The organism is Bacteroidales bacterium, assembly GCA_021157585.1.
Classification (GTDB): Bacteria; Bacteroidota; Bacteroidia; order Bacteroidales; family UBA12170; genus UBA12170.
Window position 1 is genome coordinate 1 of the sequence record JAGGWH010000009.1, and the last position, 6,776, is coordinate 6,776.

7 protein-coding genes and 1 riboswitch are annotated in these 6,776 nt (G+C 36.4%); of the genes, 3 read left to right on the top strand and 4 right to left on the bottom strand.

Going from position 1 to position 6,776, the window contains the following annotated elements; translation table 11 throughout:
• Together J7K39_00265 and J7K39_00270 are read right to left on the bottom strand one after the other, a co-directional pair.
• Positions 1-812: TonB-dependent receptor (locus J7K39_00265; GenBank protein MCD6178313.1), on the bottom strand; the 812-nt coding region annotated here is incomplete at its 3' end.
• A gap of 42 nt (positions 813-854) precedes the next feature.
• A riboswitch (TPP riboswitch) is annotated at positions 855-952 on the bottom strand.
• Between the two features lie 42 nt (positions 953-994).
• Positions 995-1,771, bottom strand: coding sequence for a radical SAM protein (locus J7K39_00270; protein MCD6178314.1), 777 nt, complete (start codon positions 1,769-1,771; stop codon positions 995-997).
• 88 nt (positions 1,772-1,859) lie between these two features.
• Between J7K39_00270 and J7K39_00275 the strand changes: the two genes are divergently transcribed.
• Positions 1,860-2,834 (top strand): polyprenyl synthetase family protein, encoded by a 975-nt coding sequence (locus J7K39_00275; GenBank protein MCD6178315.1) that lies wholly within the window; start codon positions 1,860-1,862, stop codon positions 2,832-2,834.
• 52 nt (positions 2,835-2,886) lie between these two features.
• On the opposite strand, the gene J7K39_00280 is transcribed toward J7K39_00275, so the two are convergent.
• Entirely contained in the window at positions 2,887-3,690 is an 804-nt protein-coding gene (locus J7K39_00280) for a mechanosensitive ion channel (protein MCD6178316.1), read from the bottom strand.
• 109 nt (positions 3,691-3,799) lie between these two features.
• On the opposite strand from J7K39_00280, the gene J7K39_00285 reads away from it, so the two are divergent.
• Both J7K39_00285 and ygeW read left to right on the top strand, forming a co-directional pair.
• A complete protein-coding gene (locus J7K39_00285) occupies positions 3,800-4,996 on the top strand; it encodes a YgeY family selenium metabolism-linked hydrolase (protein ID MCD6178317.1) in 1,197 nt (398 codons plus the stop codon).
• Positions 4,997-5,018: 22 nt separating this feature from the next.
• Positions 5,019-6,209, top strand: a complete 1,191-nt coding sequence (ygeW, locus tag J7K39_00290; GenBank protein ID MCD6178318.1) for a knotted carbamoyltransferase YgeW — start codon at positions 5,019-5,021, stop codon at positions 6,207-6,209.
• Between the two features lie 288 nt (positions 6,210-6,497).
• Here the strand turns inward: ygeW and J7K39_00295 are convergent.
• On the bottom strand, positions 6,498-6,776 hold a 279-nt coding region (locus J7K39_00295; protein MCD6178319.1), incomplete at its 5' end, for a diaminopimelate decarboxylase.

The following is a 6,776-nucleotide window of genomic DNA, read 5'->3' on the forward strand; positions in this document are numbered from 1 at the left end:
AGACGAACGTCAAAAGCCATCTTATTTTTAAGTAAACCCGTTCCAAAACTCACGGAGTTTCGTAAAGTATTATAAGAACCTGCAGAAGATTGTAAGCTGGCATAGGGATCTTGATTGAGTTGTTTGGTTTGCAAATTTACACTGGCTCCAAAAGCAGCACCTCCATTTGATGAAGTGCCCACACCACGTTGGATTTGAATATTATCGAGTGAAGTGGCCAAGTCTGGCAAATCCACAAAATAAACACTATGCGATTCCGCATCGTTCATAGGAACTCCATTAATTGTGACGTTGATTCTTGTCATATCTGTTCCACGAATACTGAAGTTGGTATAGCCTACGCCTGCACCGGCATCTGAAGTTACAACTACTGAAGGACTCGTATTTAAAATAAATGGAAGTGCTTTCCCGTTGTTTCTTTCTTGAATTTCTTTTTTGCTTAATTCAGAATAAGTTGCAGGAGATTTTCCCGAAACCCTGACTGCGGAAACGATTATTTCTTCACCTAAAACCATTCTTGGTTTCAGTTGGATATTCATTTTTTTATTCTCGGTGACACTGATTTGTTGCTCAAAAGGAGCATAACCCAAATAGTTTACCATAAGAGTATAAACTCCCCTCGGAATATTTTTAAATATATATTCTCCATCGCTATTACTAATGGAAAAAGAGGATGTTCCAACCAATTGCAAGCTGGCTCCCTCGAGGTTTTCAGCGGTATTTTTATCGCTTACTTTTCCTTGAATTTGAAATTGCGCAAAGAGGAGCACTGGAAGGCTCATCAAGCTTAGTAAAATAATTTTTTTAAACATCTTTTGACTTTTTTAAAATTAAAAATCAATAGAGTGAAAACGAAAATTCTGTAGTCTTTTTCCCTACGTCGGCATTACCCGTGTCAGGTTCAAAGAGTATGTTCTCAGCCCGTTATTTTAAGGCACCCCTACTGTGAAATATCGCTGCAAAAGTACTAAAAGAAGAATAGGAAATTAATAAATTAGGAAAAAACTTCTGTTTTAAATCCTATCACTCGAACTTTCTTTGCTATCGCATTAAGTATTTGAGCATTAACTTTACGGATACTATTTTCGGGAGTTTCTCTTTCGATAGGATAAAGAATTACGCTTTCGGGTTTGATTTTTTTCAGTAGCTCTAACCAAGCAGCAACTTCTTTTTCGGTAGTATTATCAATGCCTTGATGTTGATTATAGCCTTGAACAAATAAGGTTTGGATAATGAGTTTACCCTCAAATTTTTTCAGATAATCAACAACATCAGTTAAACTTAAATTACCATTGGGTTGATTGATAGCTTGAAAGGTTGCTTCGGTACCGGCATCCAGCTTCAAAATATTTTTGTCAACCTTCAATAAAGCCTTGATGATTTTGGTGTTATGAATTAAAGAGGCATTTGATAAAACGGTAATCAGTGCATTAGGAAAATATAGATTGCGTAAACGAATGGTATCGTCAATTACCGCAACAAAATCAGGGTGAAGTGTTGGCTCTCCATTTCCTGCAAAGGTGATGGAGTCGATAGGTTGATTTTCCTTTTTGCGCTGTTTTAAAACTGTTTCTAGTCGTTCTTCAATTTCCTTTTGTGTTGGTAAAACTACTTTCTTATTTGTTTTTTTTGTCCAGCCACATTCGCAATAAATACAATCGAAAGTGCAAAATTTATAATCGGTTGGGAGTAAGTTCACACCCAAAGAAACACCCAATCGCCGACTGCTGACAGGTCCAAAAATAATTTCATCAAATAAAAAACCGCCCATTGTATTTTTTTGCAAAATAAAGGAAAATGTAGAAGAATCACTCTTAAAACAGAAAGGTATCGTCTTTATTTTTAATTTTGAAACGGAAATGAGTGTAATAAAAGAAATACAGCAACTTTTAAGTGATGATTTAAAAGACTTTCAAAAGGTTTTTAAATCGACTATGGATTCAAAAGTCCCTTTGTTAGATATTATTTTGCGTTATATCCATAAGCAAAAGGGAAAGCAAATGCGCCCGATGTTTGTGTTTTTGAGTGCGCATATTGCAGGAAGACCAAAAGAAGCAACTGCACGTGCGGCGAGTCTGATCGAATTGCTTCATACGGCTACTCTGGTTCATGATGATGTTGTAGATGAAGCAGAAAAACGACGCAATCTATTTTCGATAAATGCACTTTGGAAAAATAAAGTAGCCGTTTTAGCGGGTGACTTTCTTTTATCGAAAGGATTATCTTTAGCCTTAGCTGCAAAAGATTATGAAGTCCTGGAAATTGTTTCTGAAGCAACACGAGAAATGGCTGAAGGGGAATTGTTGCAGATTGAAAAAGCCAGACGCTTGGATATTAAAGAAGATATCTATTTCGAAATTATCCGAAAGAAAACGGCAACATTAATTTCTTCTTGTTGTGCTGCCGGTGCTGCCTCAACCGGAGCAAAAAAGGAAGTCGTTGAAAAAATGAAGCAGTTTGGAGAATATATTGGGATCGCTTTTCAGATTAAAGATGATATTTTCGATTTTCAGAAAACCAATGCTATTGGGAAACCGCAAGGCATTGATATTAAAGAGCAAAAAATGACTTTGCCTTTGATTTATATGCTTAATAATTTATCAGCTTCTGAGCGGAAGAGAGCTATCACGGTAGTAAAAAAGCATTATAATAATCCCGAAAAAGTTTCTGCTTTGGTTGATCAAGTTAATGGCAGTGGAGGAATAGAATATGCCGAGCAGCAAATGAATGCTTATCGTGATAAAGCGTTGTCGATTTTAGGCGAATTTCCAGAAAGTGAATACCATACGGCAATGATTAAGTTGGTGGATTATACGTGCGAGCGTAAAAAATAAAACCGGATTAAACTTACGCCTAACCCGGTTTTTTATCTCAAAAAAGTTCTGTCTATTTATCTAAATGCACATCCATTTGTGGATAAGGAATACTCAATCCTTCTTTCTCAAAAGTTTTATACACTTTTTCATTCATTGCAAAATAAACTCCCCAATAATCACTTGCATTAACCCAGGCACGTACAACAAAATTTACGGAGCTGTCTGCCAACTCGCTGAGCGCAATAAAAGGTTCGGGATCTTGTAAAACACGTTTATCAGCATCTAATAAGGTACGTAGAACTTCTTTGGCTTTATCGGCATCATCGCCGTATCCAATTCCAAAAGTCCAATCAACACGGCGTGTAGATTGTGTCGAAAAATTAACCATTGCACCAGTTGAAAGACCTCCATTTGGAATGATGACTGTTTTGTTATCTCCTGTAGTAAGAATGGTATTGAAAATTTGGATTTCTTTAACGGATCCCATGTGCCCTTGAGCATCAATAAAATCACCTGCTTTAAAAGGTTTGAAAATCAAGATCATTACCCCTCCTGCAAAATTCTGTAGAGTTCCGCTGAGTGCCATACCAACAGCAAGACCTGCAGCACCTAAAAGCGCAATAAAAGAAGTCATTTCAATACCCAACATGCCGAGCGCAGAGATAACGACTAATAATTTTAAAACCGTGCTTATTAGTGATGTAAGAAAGGGAACAAGCGAATTGTCCATTTCACCTTTCAACATCAATTTTTTAACGGATTTTGTTATTAGTTTGGCAATCCATAAACCAATAATTAGGACAAATAGTGCGTAAATTAGTCCTGTGCCATATTCAACAATTAATGGTAAATACTCATTCCATAAGTTTTCCATAATAATTTATTTTATTTTTGGTAAAGATAATTGCTTTTTTTAAAAATGAAAATATCCTCAAATAGCATAAAATCCAGCAGTTTTCGTAAATTTGGGAAAAATTTAGAGAATGGAAAAAATAGAACAAAAAATCAATGCTTTAGCCGAAAAATACAGAGATTATACGGCAAATAACTTATCAAAACTAGTAAAAATAAAGTCGCTTAGTTTAGGCGAAAAAGAAGTTCAATTAGAATTGAAAAGGCAAATGGAAGAGGCTGGTTTTGACAAAGTTTGGATTGATGGATTGGGGAATGTAATTGGGAAAATAGGCTCAGGCAAAAATATATTAGCAATTGACGGCCATATGGATACCGTAGATTTCGGGAATATGGACAATTGGGATTTTGATCCGCTTTCAGGCGAAATTAAAGACGGTTTTGTTCACGGTCGTGGTACTGTTGACCAAGAAGGTGGTCCTGCAGCTTTTGTAACTACGGGTAGAATTTTAAAAGAATTGGGCTTTGATCGTGATTGGACAATATATTTTACCGGTACTGTAATGGAAGAAGATTGTGATGGTTTATGCTGGAAATACCTCTACGAAGAGGAAGGTATTCATCCTGATTTTGCTATCAGTACAGAGCCCACAAATTTGAATATCTATCGCGGACACCGTGGAAGAATGGAGATAGCTGTTAGTTTTAAAGGCTTATCGTCTCACGGTTCTGCTCCGGAAAGAGGAATAAATGCTATTTATAATGCTTCGCGCGCAGCACTAAAAATAGAAAAATTGAACGAAAATTTGGCTTTTGATCCGTTCTTAGGAAGAGGAAGTATTACTATTTCAGAAATTAAATCAGGAAGTCCATCGCTATGTGCCGTTTCAGATTTTGCTCGTATTCACCTCGATCGTCGATTAACTTGGGGAGAAACAAAAGAGTCAGCAGTAGCTGAAATAGAAGCTATTGTTAAAGATTTGGATGCTACTGTTGAAGTATTGCATTATGAGGAAACAGCTTATACCGGATTAAAATACGGTATGGAAAAATATTTTCCAACCTGGAAGATGGAAGAAGATTCTAATGTTGTTCAAACAGGTGTAAAAGCTTTTGAAGATTTATTTGATAAAAAACCAATAGTTGATAAATGGACTTTTTCTACCAATGGTGTCACCATCAATGGCTATTATAAAGTTCCAATGATAGGTTTTGGCCCGGGTAACGAAGTAATGGCTCACGCGCCTAACGAAAAAGTGCCTGTTGACGATTTGGTAAAAGCATCGGCTTTTTATACACTTTATGCTTATTTAATCGAAAAAAAATAGGAGAATTAACTTTAAAGGAATTATGGAAGATTTACAAAAATTAATAAACGATATAGTTTTACGCGATACCGACCATCTTTTTAATACCGATTTTTTACTGACTTGGGAAAAATCTATGGCTGATGTTGAGCAGGTTTTAGATATTGCAGAAGCTTTAAAAAGTCTTAGAAATCACAATATTTCTACAGATGTTTTTAAAACGGGATTGGCCATTTCTCAATTTCGTGATAACTCAACCAGAACACGCTTTTCTTTTAGTTCGGCAGCCAATTTATTAGGCTTAGGATTACAAGATTTGGATGAAGGAAAATCGCAGATTGCTCACGGCGAAACAACTCGTGAAACCGTAAATATGATTTCATTCTTGACGGATATTATCGGTATTCGTGATGATATGTATTTGGGTGCTGGGAATAAATATATGCGTGAAGTAGGAGCGGCTCTTGATGATGGATTTGCTCAAGGCGTTTTGCCTCAGCGTCCGGGGATTGTTAACCTGCAATGCGATATCGATCACCCAACACAATCCATGGCAGATCTGGCACATTTGAAGCAAGTTTTTGGTTCTCTCGAAAACTTGAAAGGAAAAAAATTAGCAATGACTTGGGCTTATTCTCCGAGTTATGGTAAGCCTTTAAGTGTCCCTCAAGGAATAATTGGTTTGTTAACTCGCTTTGGAATGGAAGTTGAATTGGCACATCCAGAAGGTTATGGATTAATTCCTGATGTCATTAAGCAAGCCGAAAAGCAAGCGAAGGAAACTGGTGGTAGTTTTAAAGTAGTGAACAGTATGGATGAAGCATTTAAAAATGCGGATATTGTTTATCCTAAAAGCTGGGCTCCTTATGCTGTTATGGGTCAGAGAACCGAATTATTACGCAATAATGATACCGAAGGATTAAAAGCTTTGGAACAAAGTGCATTGCAAAATAATGCTAAACATATGGATTGGGAAGCTGATGCTGAAAAGATGAAGTTAACCAAAAATGGTTCAGCATTATATATGCATTGCTTGCCAGCTGATATTTCCGGTATTTCTTGCGAAAGAGGAGAAGTAAGTGCCGAAGTATTTGAAAAATACCGTATTGAGACTTATAAAGAAGCAGGTTATAAACCTTATGTTATCGCTGCAATGATGCTGAGTAACCGCTTTAAAGATCCGGGAAGAGTATTGTCGGAATTGCTTAAAAAAGGTACTAAACGGAAAATGTAATTAAGCTTGAATTTGAATATATAAAAAGCGGGCAATTGCCCGCTTTTTTTTGTGATGTAATACCTTTGTAAAGCTTGAGAAACGAGTCATTTCGACGAAGCAAAGCGAAGGAGAAATCTCATAGAGCTATTTGTTTAGATTTTATACATAAGAAGTATTCACTATTAACTGACAAATCCATTTATTACTTCGTGCTCCTTAGTGATACACTTTGTGTCCTTCGTGGTTAAAAGTTTTACCACAAAGTTGCTCAAAGGAATGCCCAAAGTAACACCAAGGACTCTTTTTTTATTTGATAAAAACCACCTGTGCAGTATCTCGCATATTATAATTCGAAGCCATTACTTGTCCATATGCTCCGGTAGAGCGAATAAGAATATAATCTCCTCTTTTGCTTGTTGGCAAGGATACCGATTTCGCAAAAATATCTGCTGATTCACAAACAGGACCTACCACATCGTACTTTTCGGTTTGCGAACCATTAGAACTTAGGTTTTCGATTTTATGAAAAGCTTGATAAAGTGCTGGTCGAATTAAGTCCGTCATTGCAGCATCAATAATTAGAAA

Excerpts from the sequence above, each read along its gene's own strand:
- J7K39_00270 (MCD6178314.1), bottom strand. The coding sequence starts at position 1,771 with ATGGGCGGTTTTTTATTTGATGAAATTATTTTTGGACCTGTCAGCAGT.
- J7K39_00275 (MCD6178315.1), top strand. The coding sequence starts at position 1,860 with ATGAGTGTAATAAAAGAAATACAGCAACTTTTAAGTGATGATTTAAAA.
- J7K39_00280 (MCD6178316.1), bottom strand. The coding sequence starts at position 3,690 with ATGGAAAACTTATGGAATGAGTATTTACCATTAATTGTTGAATATGGC.
- J7K39_00285 (MCD6178317.1), top strand. The coding sequence starts at position 3,800 with ATGGAAAAAATAGAACAAAAAATCAATGCTTTAGCCGAAAAATACAGA.
- ygeW (MCD6178318.1), top strand. The coding sequence starts at position 5,019 with ATGGAAGATTTACAAAAATTAATAAACGATATAGTTTTACGCGATACC.